The organism is Streptomyces sp. NPDC048361, assembly GCF_040651795.1.
Taxonomy (GTDB): domain Bacteria; phylum Actinomycetota; class Actinomycetes; order Streptomycetales; family Streptomycetaceae; genus Streptomyces.
This window is the reverse complement of the sequence record NZ_JBEZKW010000023.1, coordinates 73,067-96,584: the sequence shown is the minus strand read 5'-3', so window position 1 is coordinate 96,584 and position 23,518 is coordinate 73,067. Positions and strand designations below refer to the sequence as shown.

General features: G+C 74.2%; 17 protein-coding genes and 1 pseudogene. 13 read left to right on the top strand and 5 right to left on the bottom strand.

Annotation, left to right across the window (positions count from 1 at the left end; genetic code table 11):
• The first annotated feature begins 8 nt into the window (after positions 1 to 8).
• On the top strand, positions 9 to 977 hold the full coding sequence (locus AB0D31_RS16040; protein ID WP_362722621.1) for a hypothetical protein: 969 nt from the start codon (positions 9 to 11) through the stop codon (positions 975 to 977).
• 147 nt (positions 978 to 1,124) lie between these two features.
• Complete coding sequence (locus AB0D31_RS16035; RefSeq protein WP_362722618.1) at positions 1,125 to 2,675, top strand: VWA domain-containing protein; 1,551 nt, start codon at positions 1,125 to 1,127, stop codon at positions 2,673 to 2,675.
• A 23-nt stretch (positions 2,676 to 2,698) separates the two neighbouring features.
• Here AB0D31_RS16035 and AB0D31_RS16030 read toward each other — a convergent pair.
• A pseudogene (locus AB0D31_RS16030) lies at positions 2,699 to 2,851 on the bottom strand (two-component sensor histidine kinase); the annotation flags it as partial.
• Between the two features lie 109 nt (positions 2,852 to 2,960).
• Here AB0D31_RS16030 and metG point away from each other — a divergent pair.
• The 4 genes from metG to AB0D31_RS16010 all read left to right on the top strand — a co-directional run bounded on the left by metG (position 2,961) and on the right by AB0D31_RS16010 (position 8,245).
• On the top strand, positions 2,961 to 4,541 hold the full coding sequence (metG, locus tag AB0D31_RS16025) for a methionine--tRNA ligase (RefSeq protein ID WP_362722615.1): 1,581 nt from the start codon (positions 2,961 to 2,963) through the stop codon (positions 4,539 to 4,541).
• Between the two features lie 293 nt (positions 4,542 to 4,834).
• Complete coding sequence (locus AB0D31_RS16020; RefSeq protein ID WP_362722612.1) at positions 4,835 to 5,512, top strand: response regulator transcription factor; 678 nt, start codon at positions 4,835 to 4,837, stop codon at positions 5,510 to 5,512.
• 64 nt (positions 5,513 to 5,576) lie between these two features.
• Positions 5,577 to 6,209: a DUF4255 domain-containing protein gene (locus AB0D31_RS16015; protein WP_362722609.1), complete on the top strand. Its 633-nt coding sequence runs from the start codon at positions 5,577 to 5,579 to the stop codon at positions 6,207 to 6,209.
• Positions 6,206 to 8,245: an ATP-binding protein gene (locus tag AB0D31_RS16010; RefSeq protein ID WP_362722606.1), complete on the top strand. Its 2,040-nt coding sequence runs from the start codon at positions 6,206 to 6,208 to the stop codon at positions 8,243 to 8,245. The genes AB0D31_RS16015 and AB0D31_RS16010 overlap by 4 nt, the downstream gene beginning before the upstream one ends.
• A 523-nt stretch (positions 8,246 to 8,768) precedes the next feature.
• Here the strand turns inward: AB0D31_RS16010 and AB0D31_RS16005 are convergent.
• From AB0D31_RS16005 to AB0D31_RS15995, 3 genes are all read right to left on the bottom strand, one after another.
• Positions 8,769 to 10,205 carry a hypothetical protein gene (locus AB0D31_RS16005; RefSeq protein WP_362722603.1) on the bottom strand — a complete coding sequence of 479 codons (1,437 nt, stop codon included), beginning with the start codon at positions 10,203 to 10,205 and terminating at the stop codon, positions 8,769 to 8,771.
• A gap of 230 nt (positions 10,206 to 10,435) precedes the next feature.
• Positions 10,436 to 12,001 carry a peptidoglycan-binding domain-containing protein gene (locus AB0D31_RS16000; protein WP_362722600.1) on the bottom strand — a complete coding sequence of 522 codons (1,566 nt, stop codon included), beginning with the start codon at positions 11,999 to 12,001 and terminating at the stop codon, positions 10,436 to 10,438.
• Between the two features lie 50 nt (positions 12,002 to 12,051).
• On the bottom strand, positions 12,052 to 15,543 hold the full coding sequence (locus AB0D31_RS15995) for a BTAD domain-containing putative transcriptional regulator (protein WP_362722597.1): 3,492 nt from the start codon (positions 15,541 to 15,543) through the stop codon (positions 12,052 to 12,054).
• Between the two features lie 467 nt (positions 15,544 to 16,010).
• Here AB0D31_RS15995 and AB0D31_RS15990 point away from each other — a divergent pair, with 467 nt between their 5' ends.
• The 5 genes from AB0D31_RS15990 to AB0D31_RS15970 all read left to right on the top strand — a co-directional run bounded on the left by AB0D31_RS15990 (position 16,011) and on the right by AB0D31_RS15970 (position 19,251).
• On the top strand, positions 16,011 to 16,166 hold the full coding sequence (locus tag AB0D31_RS15990) for a hypothetical protein (RefSeq protein ID WP_362722594.1): 156 nt from the start codon (positions 16,011 to 16,013) through the stop codon (positions 16,164 to 16,166).
• A 373-nt stretch (positions 16,167 to 16,539) separates the two neighbouring features.
• Positions 16,540 to 18,123: a phage tail sheath subtilisin-like domain-containing protein gene (locus AB0D31_RS15985; RefSeq protein WP_362722591.1), complete on the top strand. Its 1,584-nt coding sequence runs from the start codon at positions 16,540 to 16,542 to the stop codon at positions 18,121 to 18,123.
• A gap of 56 nt (positions 18,124 to 18,179) precedes the next feature.
• Positions 18,180 to 18,623 carry a phage tail protein gene (locus AB0D31_RS15980; RefSeq protein WP_328311868.1) on the top strand — a complete coding sequence of 148 codons (444 nt, stop codon included), beginning with the start codon at positions 18,180 to 18,182 and terminating at the stop codon, positions 18,621 to 18,623.
• Entirely contained in the window at positions 18,623 to 19,096 is a 474-nt protein-coding gene (locus AB0D31_RS15975) for a hypothetical protein (RefSeq protein ID WP_362722588.1), read from the top strand. The genes AB0D31_RS15980 and AB0D31_RS15975 overlap by 1 nt, the downstream gene beginning before the upstream one ends.
• Positions 19,093 to 19,251: a DUF6760 family protein gene (locus tag AB0D31_RS15970; RefSeq protein ID WP_162952566.1), complete on the top strand. Its 159-nt coding sequence runs from the start codon at positions 19,093 to 19,095 to the stop codon at positions 19,249 to 19,251. The genes AB0D31_RS15975 and AB0D31_RS15970 overlap by 4 nt, the downstream gene beginning before the upstream one ends.
• 866 nt (positions 19,252 to 20,117) lie before the next feature.
• Here AB0D31_RS15970 and AB0D31_RS15965 read toward each other — a convergent pair.
• Positions 20,118 to 20,888, bottom strand: a complete 771-nt coding sequence (locus tag AB0D31_RS15965) for a hypothetical protein (protein ID WP_362722585.1) — start codon at positions 20,886 to 20,888, stop codon at positions 20,118 to 20,120.
• A 427-nt stretch (positions 20,889 to 21,315) separates the two neighbouring features.
• Here AB0D31_RS15965 and AB0D31_RS15960 point away from each other — a divergent pair, with 427 nt between their 5' ends.
• Together AB0D31_RS15960 and AB0D31_RS15955 are read left to right on the top strand one after the other, a co-directional pair.
• On the top strand, positions 21,316 to 23,031 hold the full coding sequence (locus tag AB0D31_RS15960; protein WP_362722582.1) for a hypothetical protein: 1,716 nt from the start codon (positions 21,316 to 21,318) through the stop codon (positions 23,029 to 23,031).
• Between the two features lie 48 nt (positions 23,032 to 23,079).
• A complete protein-coding gene (locus AB0D31_RS15955) occupies positions 23,080 to 23,517 on the top strand; it encodes a phage tail protein (protein ID WP_267058993.1) in 438 nt (145 codons plus the stop codon).
• The last annotated feature ends 1 nt before the right edge of the window (position 23,518 follow it).

Below are 23,518 nucleotides of genomic sequence, written 5' to 3'. Positions count from 1 at the left end.
TGACGCGGATGGCAGCACTGCGCCGCCGCTCCGGGCGCAAGACGGTCGTACGCTTCGACGCCGACCTGGGCGATCACGCCCTCACCGTCGCCCGGCACGACATCGCCATCGGCCGCTGGCAGGGCGTACGCGACCTGCTGCGCGCCACCGGCGACGACTGGCCGCTGCGCACCCACCGCATCCGGCTGCTGGCCGGCGCGGCCGCCGGATCGTCCATCGTGGAGGCCTGGCGGGCCGCCGAGCCCGACAGCCCGGACGCCGCGGTGCTGCGCGCGGCGACCGAGGTGACCCGGGTCTTCAACAGTGCCATCGCCGCAGGCCGTGGCGCCGGCACCGACCGCGACGGCGTCGACGTCGCCGTGATGGCCTGCCTCGCCGCCGCCGACGCCCACCCCGCCGACCCCATGCCGTGGGCCTCGCTGCTCACCGTGGTGCGGCTGTACGACGGCGGGGTCGCGCGGCGCGAACTGCGCTCCTGGTGGGAGGAGTTGCGCCGCCGCGACCCGTACCACCTCGAAGGCCACATCCAGATGGTGCGCTACTTCTCGGCACGCTGGCACGGCACCCACGGCTCGATGTACGACTTCGCGCGTGACGCGGCGGGCGCCGCCCCCGCCGGGTCACCGCTGCCGATTCTGGTGCAGATCGCCCGCGTCGAGGAGTACCGGTACGTCGCGGAGGGCGCGAAGGGGCGCCCCGTGCGGGGTTTCGGGCAGCACTGGAACCACGAACTCGCCATTACCGAGCTGCGGCGCACCTACGACCGGTGGCTCGGGGGGCGCCCCCCCGGGCCCGTCCGCACCGCCGAGGCCGCGGAGCTCAACTACCTCGCACACGCGGCCTGTTGCGCGGGGCTCACCCGTGAGGCGATGGCTCTGGTCGGGCTGCTCGGCGAGCGGGTCTCCACGGTGCCCTGGGTCTACACCGGCGATCCCGCCCAGCAGATTCTGCGCTGGCGCGAGCAGGCCCGGGGCTGAGCCCGGCGGACTTGCCCCGGCCCCTTTCCGGGAAACCCCCGGCGGGGTCGCTAACCTTACGTGTCCGCGCTGGCCAGGGATCGGACCCCGGACCGGTCGGCGCAGTGCGGTACGTATCGCACCCAACTCATGCGAAAGGCCTCGCCCATGGGCATTCGGAGCTTGCTGCGCAAGGTGTTCGGACGCGATCGCGCGGAGCGTGCCGACGCGTCGGCGGCTTCCGTACCGCCCCAGACGGAACGCACCCTGGAGTCCTCCGGGACACCGGCCGCCACCCCGGCCACCCCGGCCACCTCGGCCACCTCGGCCACCTCGGCCGACACGCCCTCCGTGCCGGCGCCGGGCCGCGCCGGCGACCTGTCCGCGGCGGAGGCGCTCGTGGCCGCCGCGTTCGACGGCCCGCGCCCGCCCGCCCCGGGCACGGACACCCCGTCGTCGCACACCCCGGGCACGACCGGCCCGTCGTCCTCCGACACCATGTCCTCCGACACCACGGACGCCACCCCCGAGCCCGCCGCCACCCCCGAGGTGCCCCAGCCGCGGGCGGAGGCGAAGGCGAAGCCGGAACCGGAGCCGGAGAACGCGGTCGCGGCGGAGAAGGCTGCCGAGCCGGAGCCGGTCGACCAGCCGGAGCCCGTGGTGGAGCCCGCGCCCGTCGAGGCGAAGGCTGAGCCCGTACCGGCCGAGCCGGTCGGCGAGCCCGAGCCCGCGCCCGAACCCGTGAAGCCCGAGATCGCGGCTGATGAGCCGGCGAAGGTGGAGGCGGAGGCCGAGCCCGTCGCCGAGCCGGAGCCCGAGGTCGCGCCCGACGTCGAGCCCGAGGCCGTCGTCGAGCCCGAGCCCGCGTCCGCGCCGGTCACGGCGGAAGCGGAGCCGGAGACCGAGCCCGTCGTCGAAGCGGAGCCGGAGGCCGTGCCCATTCAGGCCGTGCCCGTTCAGGCCGAGGCCGAGACCGAAGGGCAGACCGAGACCACAGGGCAGACCGAGACCGAGACCGAAGGGCAGACCGGGACCGAAACCGGGGCCAAGGCCGCCAAGCCCGCCGTGGCCGCCGCACGTGTCAAGTCGCGGGCGCCCGGGCTCGCGGGGGCGTACAAGGCCGCCGGGGCCGCGCTCAAGAAGGCGGGGCTCGGTAGGGCGCGGGCCAAGGTGTACCTCGTGCTCGACCGCTCCGGGTCGATGCGGCCGTACTACAAGGACGGCAGCGCGCAGGGCCTCGCCGAGCAGGTGCTGGCGCTCGCGGCACACCTCGACGAGGACGCCACCGTGCACACCGTGTTCTTCTCGACCGACATCGACGGGTCGGTCGACCTCACCCTCGACGCGTACGAGGGCCTCGTTGACGAGACGCACGCCGCGCTCGGCCGGCTCGGCCGCACCAGCTACCACCGGGGTGTCGAGGAGGTCGTCGAGCACGTCGAGAAGGCGGGACACGGCGGGCCGGTGCTCGTCGTGTTCCAGACCGACGGCGCCCCCGACGCGAAGCTGCCCGCGCGCCAGGCGCTCGCCGATGTCGCCGACAAGCCGCTGTACTGGCAGTTCGTGGCGTTCGGCGAGACCGACGCCAAGGCGTTCGACTTCCTGCGCACGGCCGAGGACGACCACGACCACGTCGGGTTCTTCCACGCCGGTCCCGCGCCGCGCGAGCTGAGCGACGCCGAGGTCTACCAGGGGCTGCTCAGCTCGTACCGCCCGTAATGCCCTTACCGCCCGTAATTCCCCTACCGCCCGGCCGTAATTCCCCTACTGCCCATACCGCGTCGCGCGGCCTTCGGCAGGGAGACGGTCACGGTGAGCCCGCCCCCGGCGCCGGGCTCCGCCGTGGCCGTCCCGCCGTGCGCGATGACGATGGAGAGAACGGAGGTGTTGCCGAGGTAGTCGTCGGCGTCCAGGTCGAGGCCCTCCGCGCGGTCCTCCGTCGAGGCGTCCGGCATCCGGACATCCCGGGCGGCTGTCCGCACCCCGGCGGATAGGATTCAGTGCATGCCTTCGCCGACGTACTACGTTTCGACGCCCATCTACTACGTCAACGACGCCCCGCACCTGGGCCACGCCTACACCACCGTCGCCGGTGACGTGCTCACCCGCTGGCACCGCCAGCGCGGCGAGAAGGTCTGGTACCTGACGGGCACGGACGAGCACGGCCAGAAGATCATGCGGACGGCCGAGGCGAACGGCGTCACCCCGCAGGAGTGGTGCGACAAGCTCGTCGGCGAGGCGTGGCAGCCGCTGTGGGAGCACCTGAACATCCAGAACGACGACTTCATCCGGACCACGCAGAAGCGGCACACGGACCGGGTGCAGGAGTTCGTTCAGGACCTGTACGACAAGGGCGAGATCTACAAGGGCGGCTATGAGGGCCCGTACTGCGTGGGCTGCGAGGAGTACAAGCTCCCCGGCGACCTGATCAAGGGCGAGGACGGCGCCGAGCTGTGTGCCATTCACAAGAAGCCGGTGGAGCTCCTCAAGGAGGAGAACTACTTCTTCAAGCTGAGTGAGTACGGTCCGAAGCTCCTGGAGTTCTACGAGGCCAACCCCGGCTTCATCCAGCCCGAGTCGGCCCGCAACGAGGTGCTCAACTTCGTGAAGCAGGGCCTCCAGGACCTGTCGATCTCGCGCTCCACGTTCGACTGGGGCGTGCCGGTGCCGTGGGACACCAAGCACGTCATCTACGTGTGGGTGGACGCGCTGCTCAACTACGCGACGGCGGTCGGCTACGGCGCCGACCAGGCCCGCTTCGAGGAGATCTTCCCGGCCGACGTACACCTGGTCGGCAAGGACATCCTGCGCTTCCACGCGATCATCTGGCCCGCGATGCTGATGGCCAACGGCCTGCCGGTGCCGGGGAAGGTCGCCGCGAACGGCTGGCTGATGGTCGGCGGCGAGAAGATGTCGAAGTCCAACCTGACCGGTATCAAGCCGCAGGACCTGACCTCGCACTTCGGCGTGGATGCCTACCGCTGGTACTTCCTGCGGGCCATCGCCTTCGGCCAGGACGGCTCGTTCTCCTGGGAGGACTTCACCGCCCGCTACACCTCCGAACTCGCGAATGACTACGGCAACTTGGCGTCCCGGGTGGCCGCGATGGTCGGCAAGTACTTCGGCGGCGAGCTGCCCGCGCCGGCCGCCGACGGGGCGGCGGAGCAGGCCGTCAAGGACGGGCTCGCGCACGCGGTCGCCGAGGCCGACCGGCGTATCGGTGACGAACTCGACTTCCAGGGCGGCATCCTGGCCGTCTTCGACTTCGTGAAGCAGGTCAACGGCTACCTCACGGAGCAGGAGCCGTGGAAGGTCGCCAAGGACGAGTCCGCCGAGGGCCGGGCCCGGCTCGCGACGATCCTCTACACCGCGGCCGAGGCGCTGCGCGGGGTCGCGGTGCTGCTCAACCCCGTGATGCCGGAGACGTCGCAGAAGCTGTGGGACTCACTCGGCGCCGAGGTCCCGCTCGGCGCGCTCGCCGGGCAGCGGGTGCAAGACGCGGGCGTCTGGGGCGTGTTGCCGGCCGGCGCGAAGGTCACCAAGGGGGCGGTGCTCTTCCCGCGCCTGGAGGAGAAGCCCGCCTGAGCGGGCGGGCCGGTCTGAGCGGGCGGGCCCCATCTGAACTGGCCAGGGCGGCCGAGAGGGCCGGCCTGCCCGGGCAGGGCCCACCCGCCCGGGCAGGGCCCATCCGCCCGGGTGGGGCCCACCCACCGGACGGGGCCGGGCCGCCCGGATGAAGCCGGTCCGTCCCACCTTCTCTGCCGTTTCCGTTCGTGTCCGACCGGATCGGTAGCCCATTCAACCGTTGTTGATTCGCTGTTGATCGGGCCCGACCAGACTGTGCCGGTCGGTACGCACGGGGAAGGAAAGGACAGGGAATGCCATTGCTCGCGAATCGTGTCACGGTGACCGTTCACGCCTCCGATCCGCTGAGCCGGGCCGGAGTCATCAGTCATCTGCAGCACCAGCCCACCGTCGAAGTCCTGCGCGAGACACGTGAACCGCGCGAGGGCGACGGCCGGACGGCCGATCCCACCGTTGCCGTGATGCTCGTCGACCAGGTCGACGACTCGGCCTCCGCCGAACTGCGCCGCGTCGTGCGCGGCGGCGAGCAGCGCGTGGTGCTCATCGCGCGCGAGCTGCGCGAACCCGATCTCCTGACCGTGGTCGAGTACGGGGTGCGGGCCATCCTCTGGCGCCACCAGGCCACCGAGCAACGGCTGTTGAAGGCCGTGCACAGCGCGGCGCGCGGCGAGGGCGAGCTGCCGCCGGACCTGATCAGCCGGCTGCTCGTCCAGGTCGGACGGCTGCGCCGCTCCGAGACCACCTCCGCTTCGGCCGGTTCCTCGTCGGCGGCGCCCCTCTTCGGCATGGCGCCGCGCGAGGTCGATGTGCTGCGCCTGGTCGCCGAGGGCCTCGACACCCGCCAGATCTCCGAGAAGCTCGCCTACTCCGAACGCACCGTCAAGAACATTCTGCACGCCCTGATGACCCGCCTCCAGCTCACCAACCGTGCGCACGCGGTGGCCTACGCGCTGCGCGAGGGCTACATCTAGCATCCGGTGGCGGTGCTCCACCCGTCCCGCCCGGCGATGCCCACCGATTTGGGAAATTGGCTCCATGATCCACGAAATAGACGAGGCGCTGCGGCGCATCCTGCGCGGCGGGGCGCTGCCCGACGGAACGGGGGATGTCGTCTTCGAGGCGCCCACCCGTGACTGGGCGGCCCGGCGCAACACCCCCACCCTCAACGCCTATCTGTACGACATCCGCGAGGACGTGGCGCGCCGCGAACGCGGCTCGATCGCGGAACGGGACGCCAACGGCGTGGTGCTGCGCAGGCGCCAGCCGCCCCGCTGGTACCGCCTCTCCTATCTCCTCACGGCGTGGACGAGCCGCCCCGAGGACGAACACCGACTGTTGTCGGGGGCGTTGGCGTGCCTGCTGCCGCACGAGATGCTGCCCGGGGAGTACGTACCGCCGGCCCTGGAGTCGTACAACGTGAGCCTTCCGTTGACGGTGGGGGTGCCGCCCGCCGAGTCGCGTTCGCTCGCCGACATCTGGTCGGCGCTCGGCGGCGAGCTGAAGCCGTCGCTCGACGTGGTCATCACGACGCCGTTCCCGGTCACGCCGGTGTACGACGTCGCCCCGCCGGTCACCGAGGGTGTGATCACCGTGCGCGGCCGCGACGGTGTGCCCGACGACGCCAAGCCGCGCATGATGCGGACCAACCGGGACGGGGGCGCCCGATGAAGGACGCCGCCCGCGCGCTGCTGCTCCGTCTCGAACACCTCCGTACCTCCGTCGCGGCGCTGGTGGAGTCGCGGTCCGCCGACGACCCGACGGCACAGGACCCGCTCCGCGGCCTGTACGTCTCGGCGGACACGGCGGCCCGTCTGGCCGCGACGCCACTGCCGCGGACACCGGAGGCGCCGGCCGCCGTGGCCGCCCACATTCCGGTACAGCCAGGCGAGTTGACGCCTCCGGAAGCAGGTGAGCCGCTGCCGCCGTCGGCCGATCGCCTCGCGCTCCTCGCCGGGGACTTCGGCCTGAGCGAGCTCGACGCAGCAGTCCTGCTCGCGGCGCTCGCGCCCGACGTGGACCGGCGTTTCGAGGCGCTGTACGGCTACCTCAACGACGACGTGGGCCGCCGCAGGGCCTCGGTGGCCCTCGCCCTCGAACTCTCCGGGACGGGACCGTACGACCCCGAGGCGCGCGGGCGGTTCCACCCCGGCGCACCGCTGGTCGCCAAGGGCCTGGTGGCCCTGGAGGACGAGGAGCGGCCGCTGCCCGGCCGGGCGCTGCGCGTCCCGGAGCGGGTGGTCGCCCACCTCCTGGGTGACGACACCCTGGACGGTCAACTGGGCCATGCGGGAGTGGAGTTGCTGGCGCCGGGCGGCGCCGCGCCGGAGGACGGGGTCGCGGCGCGCATCGCGCTGGCCGAGCGGCCCGTCGCCGTCCATCTGCGCGAGCGCAGGGCGGGCAGCGGCGCGGACGCGGTGAGCCTCGCGCTGCGCGGCGCGGGCCGGGCGGTGTTGCGTCACCGCCCCGAACACGTCGACCACGGGGCGGCGCGCGCGCTGCTGCGCGAGGCGCGGCTGCGCGGGGCGGGCACGGCGGTGGTCGTGGAGCTGCCGGACGAGCAGCCCGGGCCGCTGGTCAGGGAGCTGGCGGCGCCGGACGTGACGGTGGTGTTCGCCGGAACCCAGCCGTACGACCCCACGTGGGCGCCGGCGGCCGCGCTGCTTGCCCTGGACGACACGGCGCCCGAAACCGACTCGCTGACGGCATGGAGCGAGGAACTCCCCTCATATGAGGGTGACTTGGCGGAGGCGGTGGGGCCCTACCGGCTCGGCGCCGGTCAGGTGCGGCGGGCCGCGCGGGGGGCGCTCGCGCTCGCCGGGTTCGACGGGGTGCCGGTGGGCCTCGGCCATGTACAGCGCAGCGCCCGGCTCCTGTCGGCGCCGCTGCTCGACCGGCACGCGCGCCGGGTACGGCCGGCCGTCGGCTTCGCCGACCTGGTGCTGCCGGATGAGCCGCTCGGGATGCTGCGGGAATTGGCCGGCCGGGCCAGGCACCGTGACCGGGTGCTCGGCGAATGGCGCCTGCGTACGGGCGGCGGGCGCGGGCGGGGCGTGGTCGCGCTGTTCGCGGGCGACTCGGGTACGGGCAAGACGCTCGCGGCGGAGGTCGTCGCGGGGGAGCTGGGCCTGGACATGTATGTGGTCGACCTGTCGTCGGTGGTCGACAAGTACGTCGGCGAGACCGAGAAGAACCTGGAGAAGATCTTCGCCGAGGCGGACCGGACGGACTCGGTGCTGCTCTTCGACGAGGCGGACGCGGTGTTCGGCAAACGGTCGGAGGTGAAGAGTTCGCACGACCGGTACGCGAACCTGGAGAGCGCGTATCTGTTGCAGCGTCTGGAGGCCTTCGACGGAATCGCCGTCCTGACGACCAATTTGCGGGCCAACATCGACGAGGCCTTCACGCGCCGGCTCGACCTGGTGGTGGACTTCCCGTTCCCCGACGTGGAGCTGCGCGCCCAGCTGTGGCGCAGCTGCCTCGCGGGGGTGCCGCAGGAGCCCGGGCTCGGGGCGGAGCTGGACCTCTGCGCGAAGGAGTTCGAGCTGGCGGGCGGGGCGATTCGCTCCGCGGCGGTTACGGCGGGGTATCTCGCGGCGGGGCGGGGTGAGGCGGTGTCCTCGGCGGACGTCCGGGTCGGGGCGCGCCGGGAGTACGTCAAATCCGGCCGCCTCGTGCCGGGCACGGGTACGGCCTGGACCCCCTGACCCCGGCCCCGCTTCCGGGCGGGGCCCGTGCCTCAGCCCGGCCGTTCGGGCGGGGCCCGCGCCCTCAGCTCGGCCGTTCGGGCGGGGCCCGTGCCCCGACCCCGCGTTCGTCTGCGGACCGTGCTCGCGTCTCGCGCAGTTCCCCGCGCCCCTGACTACTCGATGCCGGGCGGCACGCACATCTTCAGCCCGTCATGGGGGTCCCCCCTGGCCCTTGAGGCCTTGGGGGAGTTTGAGGACGAGCGCCCTTCAGGCGCGAACGGGGTCTGGGGCGGAGCCCCAGTAACCCCGCTTTCGGGTGCGGACCGTGCTGGGACACCCGCGCAGTTCCCCGCGCCCCTAGTAGGGGACCCGGAGTCGCAGCCCACCGCCCGCGCCCACCGCGGCGGAGCCGCGCGAAAGGCACAGCCCCGCGCCCCTAGTAGGGCACCCGGAGTCGCAGCCCACCGCCCGCGCCCACCGCGGCGGAGCCGCGCGAAAGGCGCGGCCCCGCGACCCGTAGGGCACCCGGCACGGGACGGGGCTAGTTGACTATGCGCCAGCGCTGCTGGTCGGCCGGGAGGGCTCCGCAGGGGCGGACCTCCGCGACCTGCATCACCTTGTCGTTGGGGGACAGGTCGGACAGACACCAGCCCCCGTCCTTCGTGATCAGCCGGACGAACCCGTCCGCCCCCTCGATCGGCTCGATCGCCCACTTCTGGTTGGACGTCATTTGGCCGTTCGTCAGGCTCGCCTTCCCTCCGGACGCCCCCCACATCTGCACCTGGTTGCCCTCCCGCGTGTTGTCGGCGACAGCCCACGGCTCGGTCGACGACGTGAAGGCGAACTCATGCTTCGGCAGCGGGCGCACGTACCAGTACTGGTCCCACGTGGGGTTGTTGTCGATCTCGGCCCAGGAGTAGACGTACCGGCCTTCGGGCTTCTGGTCCGTGGCCGTGGTCAGGTACTTGCCCAGGCCCGACTGGATGCGTACCAGCTTGTTCGGGTCGTACTGGGGCTCCTTCGGCCCGCCACCGCCACCGCCACCGCCGCCACCCGAACCGCCCCCGCCGGGCTGCGGCTTGGGCGGCTGTTGCTGCTGGGGAGCCTGCGCCGAGGGAGCCGAGGACGGCGGGTCGGGCGCCTTCGACGGGGTGGCCGGGGCCGACGGCAGCGGCGCCTTGGAGCCCTGCGGGAGGGGTTCCTCCCGGGCGGCCGCCTGCTCGGAGGCCTGGCTCTTGACGCCGATGTCGTGCTGGAACCAGAACACCGCGAACGCCACGGCGAGCGCCAGCAGGAGCGAGCCGACCGCGAGGAACCAGCCGGGGAAGACCGACGGCTGGACGAAGGTGCCGCGCAGCTCGTTCGGCGTGGGCTCGCCGGAGCGCAGTACCGAGACGGTGAAGGGGTGCTGGCGCACACCGCCGAACCAGCTCACATTGGTCGCGGTCAGCTGGACCTCGGCGAAGCCCGCCCGGCCCGGGTCGACCTGGACCGCGGTGGGCAGGGCCTCCACGGTCATGGCGTCGCCGTTGTCGCGGGTGGAGAAGGACGCGGTCAGCGGCTGGTTGCCGAGGTTGTCGACGGCCACCCGGCCACGGGCCCGGCGCCGGCCGCGGACGGTGCGCGGCACCAGCTCCGTACGGAGCTCGGCGTACGGGCCGACGGTGAGCCGGCCCTCGACGACGTCGGCGTCCCCGGGGTGCTCGCGCGGCTCCACGCGGATACCGAACGGATTCGGGCCCGCGATGGCGTCCGGGGTGCGCGGCGGCGCGAAGGTGATGTCGGCGGTTCCCTCCGCCCCGGGGTAGAGCCGCAGCACGGCCGGTTCGATGCTCGCCCAGCCTGCGGGGTCACCGACCGGAGACAGCCGGTACTCCTCGACGGTGTCCCCGGTGTTGCGCACCCGCAGTCGTACGACGGCGCTGTCACCGGGGGCGACGGTGGTGGCGGGGGGCTCCAGGGCAGTCCACATACTCACCCCATGAGTCAAGTGGGCCGGGGGATGAAGTACAGGGACGGAAGGGGCAGTTCCGGGGGCAGGACTGGCTGCCCGAGCGGCCATGGCCGCCCGTCGGGCGCCCCGGGGGCCGGGGCCGTCCGACCGAGTGGACCCGGGCGGCTGCGGGGGAACAACCGCACGGGAGTCGATGCGTGCGGCCAGCCTCGCAGGCCGCGATCAGCAGGCCCTAACGCCCGCTAACGCCCGCGCTAACGCCCCGTCTTGCCGGGATCCTTGACCGCGCCGCCGACCAGCCAGTTGAGGGTCTTGGAGTCGGCGACACCGGTCGGCGAGAGACCCACGTTCTGCTGGTACTGCCTGATCGCCGACGTGAGACCCGCGTCCGCCTTCATCGGCACGCCCTTGCCGGGGTCCTTGAAGTAGGCGATGCCCTGGTTGGCGTAGCCGCGGTCGCGGTCGAGGTCGACGTCGGAGATCGACGACTGGTTGGCCCACCACAGGGACGCCGCGAGCATCCTGACCTTGAAGCTGTTCGCGCCGCTCTTCACGTCCTCCGGGCGCAGCCCCTGGGCCCACATCGAGGTGAGGGTGGCCCGGCCGAGCGTGCCGTACTTCTTGTCGGTGGCCGTCAGCTGGCGGCTCGACTTCTGGTCGGCCATGACGTGCCGCTGGTAGCAGGCGAGCGAGGTCTGGGTGGCCTTGTCGATGACCGCCGCGGTCCAGCCGTCCTTCAGGGCGCACTCGTTGCCGAGGGTGGCCAGACGGTACTGCGCGTAGGTGACGATGGCGTCCGGCTTGTACCCCATGTCCCAGACGGGCCCGGTCGGGGCGTCGGCGGCCGCCTTGGGAGCCGTCTTCGGCGCGGGCGGCGGGACGGGCGGGCCGCCGCCGACCTGCGAGGCGTCACCGCCTGCGCCACCGTCGCCGCCGCCCGAGCCGTCACCGGCCGGCGCCGACGCGCCCGGCGGTGCGACGGGCGGCGCGGACGCCGGCGCAGGCGGCAGCGGGGCCTCGGCGCCCTGCGGCACGGGCTGGGCGCCGGAGCCGGTCTGCATCTCGCCGGCCGCGGTGGTGACCTTCGGCTGAAAGCTCAGCCACAGCATCACGCACGCCACCGAGGCCGCGACCGCCGCGCTGCCGACGACGAGCAGCCAGCGCGGCACCACCGGGCGCTGCTCGTAGGTGCCGACGAGGTCGAGCGCCGTGTCGTCGCCGGAGCGGCGCACCGCCACCGTCAGACGGTGGTGTTCGGTGCCGCCCGTCCAGCGCACCCGCTGCGGCCGGATCCGCAGTTTCGCGAACGCGGCCCGCCCGGGCGCCACTTGAACCGCGTTGGGTGCCATCTCGTAGGTGAGCCGGTTGGTCTCGTCGCGCAGGGTCAGGGACGCCGTGAGCGTGGTGTTGCCGACGTTGTCGACGGCGACCGAAGCCCGCGCGCCGAACCGGCCCACCAGCGTCGCCGGCAGCAGCTCGGCGCGGACCTCGGTGAACGGCGCGACCGTGACCTGGCCTTCGAGGACGTCCCGTACGCCGGGGTGTTCGCGGGGCTCCACGCGGATGCCGTACGCGGCCGGCCCCGCCAGGGCGTCGGGGGAACGCGGCGGCGCGAACGAAATCTCCGCGGTGCCTTCGCTTCCGGGGTACAGGCGCAGGGTGTCCGGCTCCACCCGGGCCCAGCCCGCGGGGGCGCCGACGACCGAGAGGCGGTACTCCTCGACGGTGTCCCCGGTGTTGCGCACGCGCAGCCGTGCGGTGGCCCGCCCACCGGGATCGACGGCGACGGCGGCCGGGTCCAGAGACGTCCACATGGTCATGGGGGAAGGCTAGGCGGCGCGCCCGGAGCTCCCCTGCCCGAAAGGCTCTGTCAGAGGGCAGCCCTCGCTGCACTCGTGGCCCCGCCCACCGCGCCTCCCCGCGGGCCCGACGGCTGCCCCGGCACCGACGGCACGGTCCGCAGCAGCGACGTCAGCTCGTCGGCCTCCGCCGCCCCGCGCGCGCTGAGCAGCCGGTGCGCGGTGCGCAGCGAGGCCAGCGCGGAGAGCGCCGGTGTCTCGCCGAGGGCGAGCAGCGCACGGCCGCGGGCCGCGAGCGCCAGGCCCCGGCAGAACGGGTCGCCGAGGTCGCCCTCGATGGACAGCGCCTGCGTGGCACAGGCCGCGGCCTCGCCGGGCCGCTCCCTGGCCAGCGCGCAGTGCGCGAGCCGTGCCCACGCCATCGCCTCCCACCGCAGATCGCCGACCCACTGGTGGTGCTGGCGCGACTCCCGCAGATGAGCCGCGGCCCGCACCGGCCGGCCTCCCGCGAGCAACGCGCAGCCGATCTGGTACAGCACATGTCCGAGCGTACCCCGGTCGCCCAACTCCCTTGCCGAGCGCAGCACTTCGTTGGCTGCGGACTCGGCGCGTTCCGTGTGGCCGAGGAGCATGTGGGCGCGGACGACATGCGCGAGTACGCGCACCGCCTCGCCCTTGCTGCCCAGCTCCACGAAGCGCGCGTACGCCTGCTCGAACAGGGGCAGCGCGTCGGCGGGGCGCCCCATCGCCGCGAGGATCATGGCCAGTTCGTGCGCCGCCTCCGCCTCGGTCAGCGGATCGCAGGCGAGCGCCGCGCACCGCAGGGCCTCCCGCAGGGTGCGTTCGGTACGGCGGTAGGTGTCGCCGTTCTGCTGCGGTACGGCGGCGATCAGGCGCAGCGCACGGCCCGCCGAGCGGGAGTCGCCGTGGCGGTGCGCCACGGACAGGGCGAGGCGGGCCGGGCCGTGGAGTTCGCTGCGCCTCGCCGTGCCGAGCACGAGGTGGGCCCAGCCCGTGAGGAGGTCGACGGCGGGGCGCAGCGCGTCCGCGCCCAGCTCCCCCCAGGGGCCCTTGCCGAGGGCCTGCTCGGCGGTGTCCCGGATCAGCTGGTGCGACTCCTGGAGCCAGGCCCGCGCGGCCTCGGCGTCGGCCGGGCGGTATCCGGGCACGTCCGGGGCGTACAGCAGGTCGGGGACGCGGCTGAGCGGGCGCAGACAGCGCACGGTGTTGCGGACGGTCGCCAGGACGTGGTCGAGGAGCCTGCGCAGGGCGGCCGGGCGCTCGGCGGCGTCGGGCGAGGCGTCGAGCACACGCCGGGCGAAGATCCGCACCAGGTCGTGGAAGCGGTAGCGGTCCACCCCGCACGCTTCCAGGAGACCGGCGTCTACCAGCGCTTCGAGGGCCTCTTCCGCCGCGTACTCGTCGACGTCGAGCAGGGCGGCGGCGGTGGCCCGACCGAAGACCGGCACGGCCGCGGCGGCCGTCAGCCGGAAGGCGCGCGCGGCGGGAGCGGCGAGCCCTTCGTAGCTGAGCCGGAACGCGGCGTCGACGCCGAGCCCGTCGGCCTCCAGCTCGTCCAGGCGGTGGCGTTCGTCGCGCAGCCGGGCCGTCAGGTCGGCTACCGCCCAGTCGGAGCGCGCGGTGAGCCGGGACGCCGCGATACGCACGGCGAGCGGCAACCGGCCGCAGGTGGCGACGAGTTGACGGGCCGCCTCGGGTTCGGCGCGTACCCGCTCGGCGCCCACGATCGTTTCGAGCATGGTCAGCGCGTCCTGCTCGCTCATCGCCTCCACGTCGACGACCCGGGCCCCGGGAAGGCCCACGATGCGGGTACGGCTGGTGACGAGGACGGCGCTGCCGGGGGTGCCGGGCAGCAGGGGCTGCAGCTGCGCGGTGGAGTGCGCGTCATCCAGCAGCACGAGGACGCGCCGCCCGGAGAGCAGCGAGCGGTACAGGGCGCCGCGCTGGCCGACGTCGTCGGGCACGGCCTCCTCGGCGACGCCGAGCGAGTGGAGCAGGTGGGCGAGGACGTCCGCGCTGTCGGCGGGCTCGGCGTCGCTGCCGCGCAGGTCGACGTAGAGCTGCCCGTCGGGGAAGGCCCGGCGCATGCGGTGGCCCGCGCGCACGGCGAGGGCACTCTTGCCGACGCCGCCGAGTCCGGTGAGGACTCCCACCCCGGTGAACCGCCCGTCGGAGGCCTCCTGAAGCAGGTCGGACACCTCGCCGAGGAACCCCACACGCCCGGTGAAGTCAGCGATTGCGGGCGGGAGTTGGGAGGGACGCGGGTGGCCGGGGCGAGGTACGTCGGCCGGGTTGGGCGCGCCGGCCGGGCTGGGCGCGCCTGGCCGGGGCGCGGCCGTGCGGCGGAACTCCCAGACGGGGAAGGCCTCTTGGGGCGCGCCCGAGGGGCGGGTCACGCCGAACGGCCGGGGTGCGCCCGAGGGGCGGGCCCCGCCCACCGGGCGGGACGCGGTGGCGTCCGGTCGGCGGTCCTCGCCGGACCGGCGGGGTGCGTCCGCACGACGCGGTGCGGTCGGGCCGATGTGCTCGCGGGCGATGCCCGGTCCGTTCGGCGGGGCGGGGGTGCGGGCCGCACCGGGCGGCGTCGGTCCCTGCACGGGGCGGGGTTCACGTCGCGTGGCCTGCGACTCGGCGGAGGTGGGGCTCTGCCCTCCCGGTCGGCGGGGCTCGTGGGTGGGGCGGGGCTGCTGCGCGGGCCGGGGATCGCGTGCGGGGCGGGTCAGGAGGCGGGTGTGCAGGGCGGTCAGCTCGGGGCCCGGCGGCACGCCGAGTTCGGCGTCCAGGGTGCGCCGGGTCGCCTCGTACACGGCGAACGCGTCGGCCTGCCGGCCGGCCCGGTGCAGCGCCAGCATCAGCAGGGCCTGGGTGCGTTCACGCAGCGGGTGTTCGGCGGCGAACGCGCGGAGCGAGGCGATCGTCGCCGCGTGGCGGTCGAGGGCGAGGGCGCCGTGGAAGTGGTCCTCGCGGGCGGAGAGCCACAGCTCGGTGAGGCGGTCGCGTTCGCGCTCCGCGTGCGGGCCGGGCAGACCCGCGAGCGGGCTGCCGCCCCACAGGGCGAGTGCGCCGGTCAGCTCGCGCTGGGCGGCCTCGGTGTCCCCCGCGCCGCGCAGCCGGGCCGCCTCCGCGAGCCGCGCTTCGAAGACAACGGTGTCAAGAGCCGTGGCAGGGACCCGCAGCGCGTAACCGTCGTCCGCCGACACCAGGAGCCTGGCCGGGGTACGCGAGGGACGGCCCGGCTCCAGGAGGGTGCGCAGACGCGAGACGTAGGTGCGCAGGGTGCCGACGCCGCGCGGGGGCAGCCGCTCCCCCCAGATCGCGTCGAGCAGCTCGGGCATGGAGACCGGCCGGCCCTCGCGCAGCAGCAGAACGGCGAGCAGGGCCCGCTGTTGAGGTGGCCCCAGCGGCAGGGTCCGGCCGTCGAGGTCGCCCTCGACGGGTCCGAGCATGCGGAACCGCAACCCACCGGCGATGCCGCCGGCGCCGTTGGCACCGTCCACGCCGCCGGTTATGCCGCCCTCGCTCGTTCCGCCGGATACCGCCACGCCGTCGCCCTCTCAGTCGCCCGGCCGAATCGTCCCCCGACGTCTGCCCTTTCGGCCCCCGGATCCTGTTCGTCCGGTCACCGGAACGCTACGCCAGGACCGCCCGCAGGCCCGCATCAGCACATGTATCGCACAAGGAGTTGGCTTGAACTGTCCCTGTATCCCCGGGGTAACCGGTCGAAAGGGCACCCCCCCTGCCCCCAAGACGGGCCTCGCGTCTCCTGCGTTCCCTCGGCGGGGCACCAAGAATCGCGAGACGGTCGCCGGCGGAAGCGCCGTCGCGCGGGACCCGGCGAAACCGCCGCTCCGCCCGCGGGGCGATTTCATGCCACTGCCGCTCCGGCGGGCGCCACCCCCTGGCCAGTCCGCCCATCCGGGAGCACGCTGCTGTGAGAACGGACAGCGAGCGCACGCTCACCGTCCCCGACAGCGCGGGGAGTCGGCAGAGGAGCCCAGGGGGTACATGCATGAGCGGCAGCAGGGCGGACGACCAGGCGGCCGAGGACGCCAGGCGAAGGGAAGAGCTGTTGGAGAAGGTCCGCGAGGCGAACCGGGTGAGCACGGGACGCCCGGCGTCGCCCGAGGAGACCGGGCCGGCGACGGACGCGGCGGCCGAGAGCTGAGTTCGCACCGCGGCCTGCGGCCGCGGCGGCCGAGAGCTGACCCGTGCCGCGGTCCGTGGCAGCGGCCGTGAGCGCCGGGCGCGGAACCCCTTCCCGTACCCCATCCGGCCGGGAGAACGCCCGCCGATGACCGGAAGGGCACCTCGCGCTGCCCTCGCCCACGCACCTTCTCCCCTCCCCGCGGGGGCCGTGCCGCGCGAGGCTGGAACGGTAATGGGCCGGTAGCAGCGTTTTCGGGGGCGGGACAGACAACCGTGTGCAGCTCTGATGCGGGATGAGTGGTCCTCCCCGCACACAGCACAGCCCGTCCGCCTTCGGGCGCCAGCCGACACCTTTGTCATCCAGGTAATCCAGCAACAAGGAGCAGCTTCCCGTGCCCAACTACCTGTCCCCCGGCGTCTACGTCGAGGAAGTCGCCAGCGGATCCCGCCCCATCGAAGGGGTCGGCACGTCGGTGGCCGCCTTCGTCGGGCTCGCGCCCGTCGGACCGCTCAACGAGCCGACGCTGGTGACCAACTGGTCGCAGTACGTCGCCGAGTTCGGTGAGTTCACGGACGGGTACTACCTGGCGCACTCCGTCTACGGCTTCTTCAACAACGGTGGCACCGCCGCCTACGTCGTACGCGTCGGCGGCTCCGAGGACGGACCGGGCAAGGCCACGGCGCAGACCTCCGCCCCCGCCCCGCAGGCGATCACCGCCGGCGAGGCCGTCGCGCTCGGCACGTTCAAGGTGTCCGCGATCGCGGCCGGCACCGGCGGCGGCCCGCTCACCGTCGAGGTGCAGGACGCCGAGGGCGAGGGCAACGGCGACCGCTTCAAGCTGGTCGTCAAGGACGGCGAGTCCGTCGTTGAGAACTTCGACGTCAGCGCGAAGAAGTCGGCGCGCAACTTCGTCGTCACGCAGGTCAAGCAGCGCTCCAAGACGATCTCCGTCGAGGAGGCCGTGGCCGGCGGCCAGCTGGCGAAGCCGGACGCGCAGGCCGTCACGCTGGCCCCGCCGGTCGCCGCCCCCGCGCCGTCCGCGCCCACCGGCGGCACGGTCGCCCGCCTGGAGTCCGGCCAGTTCATCGGCGACTCCGCGGACCGTACCGGCTTCGGTGGCCTGGAGGCCTTCGACGAGATCAACATGGTCGCGGTCCCCGACCTGATGGCCGCCTACCAGCAGGGTCTGATCGACCTGGAGCAGGTCAAGGCCGTCCAGCTCGGTCTGGTCGCGCACTGCGAGCTGATGGGCGACCGCATGGCCGTCCTCGACCCGCCGCCCGGGCTCAACGCCCGTGACATCCGCAAGTGGCGGATGGAGGGCGCCGGTTACGACTCGCGTTACGCCGCCCTGTACTACCCCTGGATCAAGTCGTTCGACCCGTCCACGGGCCAGACCAAGCTGGTCCCGCCGTCGGGTCACATGGCCGGCATCTGGGCCCGCAACGACTCCGAGCGCGGCGTCCACAAGGCCCCGGCCAACGAGATCGTGCGCGGCGCCGTCGACCTGGAGCTCCAGATCACCCGCGGTGAGCAGGACCTCCTCAACCCGGTCGGCGTCAACTGCATCCGCGCCTTCCCGGGCCGCGGCATCCGCGTCTGGGGCGCCCGTACCCTCGCCTCCGACCCGGCGTGGCGCTACCTGAACGTGCGGCGCTACTTCAACTACCTGGAGGAGTCGATCCTGATCGGCACCCAGTGGGTGGTGTTCGAGCCGAACGACCAGGCGCTGTGGGCCCGCATCCGCCGCAACATCTCCGCGTTCCTCGTCAACGAGTGGCGCAGCGGCGCCCTGTTCGGCCAGCGCGCCGAGGACGCCTTCTACGTGAAGTGCGACGAGGAGACCAACCCGCCGGAGTCGGTCGACCTCGGCCGTGTGGTCTGCGAGATCGGCATCGCGCCCGTGAAGCCCGCCGAGTTCGTCGTGTTCCGGCTCGCCCAGTTCTCGGGCGGCGGCGGCGAGCTGGAGGAGTAGGACCTCACCAACTCGCCCACCCCCAGCCGATTTCGCACGAACAGGAGTAACCCAGCATGTCGCTTCAGCCCGGTGATGCGCTCACCACCCACAATTTCGGCCTGCAGATCGACGGCATCATGGTCGAGTACCTGCAGGAAGTCAGCAGCCTCTCGATGGAGCAGGACGTCATCGAGTACCAGCAGGTCTCGTCCGACGGCAAGCCGATCATCAAGAAGCTGCCCGGCGTCAAGAAGGCCGGCGAGTGCACCGTGACCCGGGGCGCCACGCAGTCCGCCACGTTCTCCGAGTGGATCAAGGAGTCCATCGACGGGAACATGGGCTCGGCCCGCAAGAACGCCTCGATCATCATGATGGACTACCAGGACAACCCGGTGAAGCGCTACCACCTGCGCAACGCCTGGTGCAACAAGGTCGAGATCAGCGCGGTCAAGGCCGGCGACGCCGCCGCCATGACCGAGCAGGTCTCCATCACCTTCGAAGAGCTGGTCATCGAGTAATGCGCCGCGAAGGTCCTGGAATCCCCGGCGGGGCGCTCCCCGGAGCCGAGGCCCCGTCCGCCCCCGGTACGGGTGCGGGTGTGGCGACCGGCGTACGGGAAACCCTGCGCACCGAGTTCGAGTTCGAGCTGCCGCGCGGGTACGTCGACGAGTCGGGCACCGTGCACCGGCGCGGCGCGATGCGGCTCGCCACGGCCCGCGACGAGCTGCTGCCGCTGCGGGACGTACGGGTCCGCGAGAACCCGGCGTATCTGTCGGTGGTGCTGCTCGGCCGGGTCATCACCCGGCTCGGCACCCTCGGTGCGGTCCACGACGGCACGGTGGAGAACATGTTCGCCTCCGACCTGGCCTTCCTCCAGGACTTCTACCGGCAGATCAACGCGGAGGGCCACACCCGCGCGGCCGTCGCCTGCCCGCACTGCGAGCAGTCCTTCGAGGTCGAGCTGGCCGGGAGCCGCCTGGGGGAATCGTGACGTACGCGGCCGACCGGATCGAGGAGGAGACCGCGTACCTGGCCTACCACTTCCACTGGGACATGGACTCCATCCTCGATCTGGAGCATGCGGACCGGCGGGCGTACGTACGGCGGGTGGCGGCACTGGTGGAACAAGGCGAAGGGGAGCGGTGACGGGGGATGGCCCTGTTCAAGCGCCGGCGTAACCGGCCGGCCGAGGCCGCCGGGGCGGACGCGGCGGCGTCGGCCGCCGTGTCGGAGCTTTCGGCGTCCGCGTCGCCGTCACCCGTCCAGGGTGACGGCGGCTGGGCCGCCGCGCCCACGATCCAGCGTGCCCTGGCCGCCCCCCGCCTCACGGCGGAGGCCGGCTTCGGCTCGACCCTCGCCGCGCACCAGGACCTCTCGGTCGTCCGTCCCCTCACCCACGCCGTGTCGCCGACGGCGCCGCACGGCGTCCTCCACAACGCCGTGACCCCGGTCGCGGGCCGCCCCTCCGACCTGCCCCTGCCCCTGCTTCGACTGCCGGTCGCGGGCCGCACGCCCGAGCCGCCGTCCGACGCGGACGCGGGTACGGGTACGGAAGCGGGCGCGGGTCCGGCATGGCCGTCCGGCGCGGCGGCTCGGGCTACCGCACCGAGTCCGGCCTCCGCGCCGGGTCCGGTGCAGCGGTCCGTGGCACCGGGTCCGGCCTCCGCGCCGGGTGCGGTGCAGCGGTCCGTGGCACCGGGTCCGGCCTCCGCGCCGAATGCGGTGCAGCGGTCCGTGACACCCTCGAACCCGTCGTCGGGCGGATTCGGTACGCCGTCGGCTCCGGCAACCCCGTCTGCCGAGCATGGTTCAACTCCCGCTGTCCAGCGCGCAGTTGATCCGTCCGGCCCGTCCGCCGGGCGAGCTTCCGGCCCGGCCGCGTCCGGTACGGCACCGGCGGCCGTACAGCGGTCCGCCACACCCCAGCCCGGCCCGGCGACCACCCCCGCCGGACCCGCTTTTGGCCCGGCCACGCCCAGCACCGCCCCGGCCGTGCAGCGCGCCACCCCGCCTCAGTCCGGCCCGGCGGCCACTCCCGCCGGATCCAGCCCGGCGAACCCGGCCACGCCCACCGCCAACCCCGCCGTCCAGCGCGCCGCCACGTCCCAGCCCGGCACGGGCAACACCCGCACCGGGTCCACCCCCCTGAACCCGGCCACCCCCAGCGCCAACCCCGCCGTCCAGCGCGCCGCCCCGCCCCAGCCCGGCACGGCCAACGGACCCGGGCCCTCTTCCGGCCCGGCCGCGCCCAGCGCCAACTCCGCCGTCCAGCGGTCCGCCACACGCCGGCCCGGCCCGGCGTCCACCCCCGACGGACCCGGTACGCCTCCCGCCGCTCGGCGCGCGGCCGTGACCGGCCCCATGGACAACCCCGGTACGCCGCCGGGCTCCACCCCTGCCGTGCAGCGGGCCACCAACCCGGCAGCCGCGCCAGGCCCCAACGCGCCGGAGCCCGCCGCCCCGCCCGTGCAGCGCGCGACCACCAGTCGCCCCGGCTCGACCACCCAGTCCTCCACGCCGGCCACGCCCCCGGCCCCCGGGTCGACGCGGCCGGCCACCGGCCCCGCGAGCGGCCCCGGGTCGGCCCCCGCGTCGAACGCCACCTCGGGCACCACGCCCGCCGTGCAGCGCGCCGCCACACCGCCGAACATCCCGAGTCCTTCGACGGGAACGCCGAACCCGGCCGCACCCAACTCCGGTACACATACGCCGAGTCCGAGCACCCCGAGTTCGAGCACCCCGAGTTCGAGCACCCCGAGTCCGAGCACCCCGAGTCCGCGCACCCCGAACCGCCCCGGTCCGAGCGCGCCCGGCGCGACCCCGGGCTCGGCGACTCACGGTGACTCCGGCGCCACCCCCGCCGTGCAGCGTGCGGCCACCCCTGCGACCCGGCCGACGGACCGTCCCGCCACGCACCCGGGGCCCGGTGCACCGACGTCTTCTTCCTCAACTGACGGCATACAGCGTGCCATTGGGCGCCCGATCGACCCGGTGAGCAACCCCGGTACGCAGCCGGGCGCCACCGCGCCGACCGCGCCCGACGCCCCTGCCGTCCGACCCGTGCGCGCGGCGGCCCCCCGAACCGGCCCGGCGGACAGCTCTTCCGCACAGCCCCCGGTGCAGCGGTCCGCCACCCCCGCTCCCGGCCCGGCGGACAGCTCGTCCGCACAGCCCCCGGTGCAGCGGTCCGCCACCCCCGCTCCCGGCCCGGTGAGCAACACCGCCGCGCCCGCTCCCCAGACCCCGCCCGTACGCGGCCGGACCGGCGAGCCGCGCCGCACCAACCCGATCGGCGCCCCCATCCAGCGGGCGTCCGCACCCGGCACGACCCGCGACCCGGGCGGGCAGCGGGCCGCCACGCCCCCGCCCGCCCAGAGCGCACCCGGCACCGCGCCCGCGTCCGGCCCGGCGAACACCCCAGCGACCCCGGCCGTGCAGCGCGCCGCCACGCCACCCCCGCCTGCCCAAGCCCACGAATCCCGCACGACACCCTCGTCGGCACCCCGGCAGGAGGCGGGCCGCGCTCCGTCCGCGCCCGCGGCACCGCCCTCGGCTCCCTCAACTCGCCCTGCCCATCGCACTGTTGCGCCGGGTACCGGAACTCCGTCGAGCAGCCCGGCGCGCACCCCTTCGGGCGACACCACGCAGAGCGCACCCGGCGCCACGCCCGGCGCCGCCAGGCCGGTTCCGCACGTGCAGCGCGCCGCGGCGGCCCCGCCGAGCCTCCCGCGTACGGCTCCACCGTCCGCGCCTGGTTCCGAGGGCGGTTCCGCGCTGCCCGATCGCGGCACCCTCGGCGAGAGCGGCTCCGGCCTCCCGGTGCGCGCCCCGATCGGCGCGACTCCGTCCGCACCGACAGGCCCCGCAGTGCAGCGAGCGGCGACGGGGGAGGCAGCGCCCATAGCCGTCTCGGCGCCCACACCCGTCTCGGCGTCGACTCCCGCCCGGCCGAGCCCCGTTCAGCGCGCCGCCGCACCCCGCTCCCTCACCTCCGCGCCCCGCCCGGTGCGGCCCTCCTACCAGCTCGACCCCGTCGGCGTGGTCCGGCCCGCCCCGGTCGAGGCACCCGCCCCGGTCGTCCCGGTGGACACCCCGGCCCCTGCGCCCGCCCCGGCGTCCGCACCCCCCGTACAGCGCAAGCCCATCGTGCGACGGGTCAGCCGGGTGCAGAGTGCCGCTCCGGACGCGCCCCGGCGCAGGCCGCTGATCGGCGCGCCCATCACGGGCCCGGCACCCAGCCCGGCCCCAACCCCTGCGCCCACCCCGGCACCAGCGGCCACCCCGGCCCCGGCGGCACCAGCACCACCCGCGCCCGCACCCGCACCCACACCCACACCCACACCCGCCATCCAGCGGGCCGCCGCGCCCCCCACCCCGCTGCGCAAGGTGCGGCTCCCCGGGCCCGCCCCGCTTCAGCGCATGGAGATCGCCGGTCCGCCGCTCGCCTCCGCCCGGCCGCTCACCACCCGGCACCAGGACGCCCCGAGCCCGGTGGCCGCCGTACCCACGCCCGCGCCGCTCAAGCGGGCGGCGCCGCCCGCCACCGGCGACAGCCGGCCCGTGGTGCCGCTGCGCGGGCCCGCGCAGCCCGGCGGGATGGTGCAGCGTTCGGTGCAGCGGGCTCCCGCGCAGGACAGGCCGGCCGTCGTCCCCGTACGCCGGGCGAGCCCTCTGCCCGCCCCGGCCCCGGCTCCCCCGCCCGCGCCGGCGTTCCCAGCCCCCGTACAGCGGCAGGCGGATGCGCCGGCCGTGCGCACAGCCACCCAGACCAGCGCCTCGGCCACCGCGGCCGAGCCGACCGCAGAGCCCCAACCGCCCGCCGATCTGGACGCGTTGGCGCGCAAGCTCGTCGCACCGCTGTCGCGGCTGCTCCGCGCCGAGCTGCGCGGCGACCGCGAACGGATCGGGCGCGTGCGCGACCGCTGACCCCGTACGACCCGCCCGTAACCACTCCCACCGACGGAAGACCACCCCATGCCCACCACCCTTGACCCCGGCTCCACCGTCTTCTTCAAGCTGACCATCGACGGCCAGAACCTCGGCCTGTTCAACGGCTGCGACGGTCTCGCCTCCGAGGTCGAGGTGGAGCAGCGCCAGGAGGGCGGCAACAACGGGTTCGTGTGGCAGCTGCCCACCCGGGTCACGTTCTCCACGATCCGGCTGACCCGGCCGCTGACCGCCGACACCTCCAAGGTCGCCTCCTGGATCTCCTCGCTCGCCACCGGCATCACGCGGCCCACCGCGCAGATCGCGGCGCTGCGCGCGGACGGTTCGATCGTCGCGCAGTGGGGTCTGGTCGAGGTGCTTCCGGTGCGCTGGACCGGCCCGAGCCTCGACCCGGCGAGCCCGAGCGTGGCCACCGAGACGCTGGAGATCGCCCATCACGGCTTCACCGACGCGGGAGGTGCGTGAG

What these genes read in the sequence shown, in the direction of transcription:
- AB0D31_RS16040 (WP_362722621.1), top strand. Translation starts at nt 9, where the DNA reads ATGGCAGCACTGCGCCGCCGCTCCGGGCGCAAGACGGTCGTACGCTTC.
- AB0D31_RS16015 (WP_362722609.1), top strand. Translation starts at nt 5,577, where the DNA reads ATGATCCACGAAATAGACGAGGCGCTGCGGCGCATCCTGCGCGGCGGG.
- AB0D31_RS16035 (WP_362722618.1), top strand. Translation starts at nt 1,125, where the DNA reads ATGGGCATTCGGAGCTTGCTGCGCAAGGTGTTCGGACGCGATCGCGCG.
- AB0D31_RS15990 (WP_362722594.1), top strand. Translation starts at nt 16,011, where the DNA reads ATGAGCGGCAGCAGGGCGGACGACCAGGCGGCCGAGGACGCCAGGCGA.
- AB0D31_RS15955 (WP_267058993.1), top strand. Translation starts at nt 23,080, where the DNA reads ATGCCCACCACCCTTGACCCCGGCTCCACCGTCTTCTTCAAGCTGACC.
- AB0D31_RS16020 (WP_362722612.1), top strand. Translation starts at nt 4,835, where the DNA reads ATGCCATTGCTCGCGAATCGTGTCACGGTGACCGTTCACGCCTCCGAT.
- AB0D31_RS16000 (WP_362722600.1), bottom strand. Translation starts at nt 12,001, where the DNA reads ATGACCATGTGGACGTCTCTGGACCCGGCCGCCGTCGCCGTCGATCCC.
- AB0D31_RS15980 (WP_328311868.1), top strand. Translation starts at nt 18,180, where the DNA reads ATGTCGCTTCAGCCCGGTGATGCGCTCACCACCCACAATTTCGGCCTG.
- AB0D31_RS16010 (WP_362722606.1), top strand. Translation starts at nt 6,206, where the DNA reads ATGAAGGACGCCGCCCGCGCGCTGCTGCTCCGTCTCGAACACCTCCGT.
- AB0D31_RS15975 (WP_362722588.1), top strand. Translation starts at nt 18,623, where the DNA reads ATGCGCCGCGAAGGTCCTGGAATCCCCGGCGGGGCGCTCCCCGGAGCC.
- metG (WP_362722615.1), top strand. Translation starts at nt 2,961, where the DNA reads ATGCCTTCGCCGACGTACTACGTTTCGACGCCCATCTACTACGTCAAC.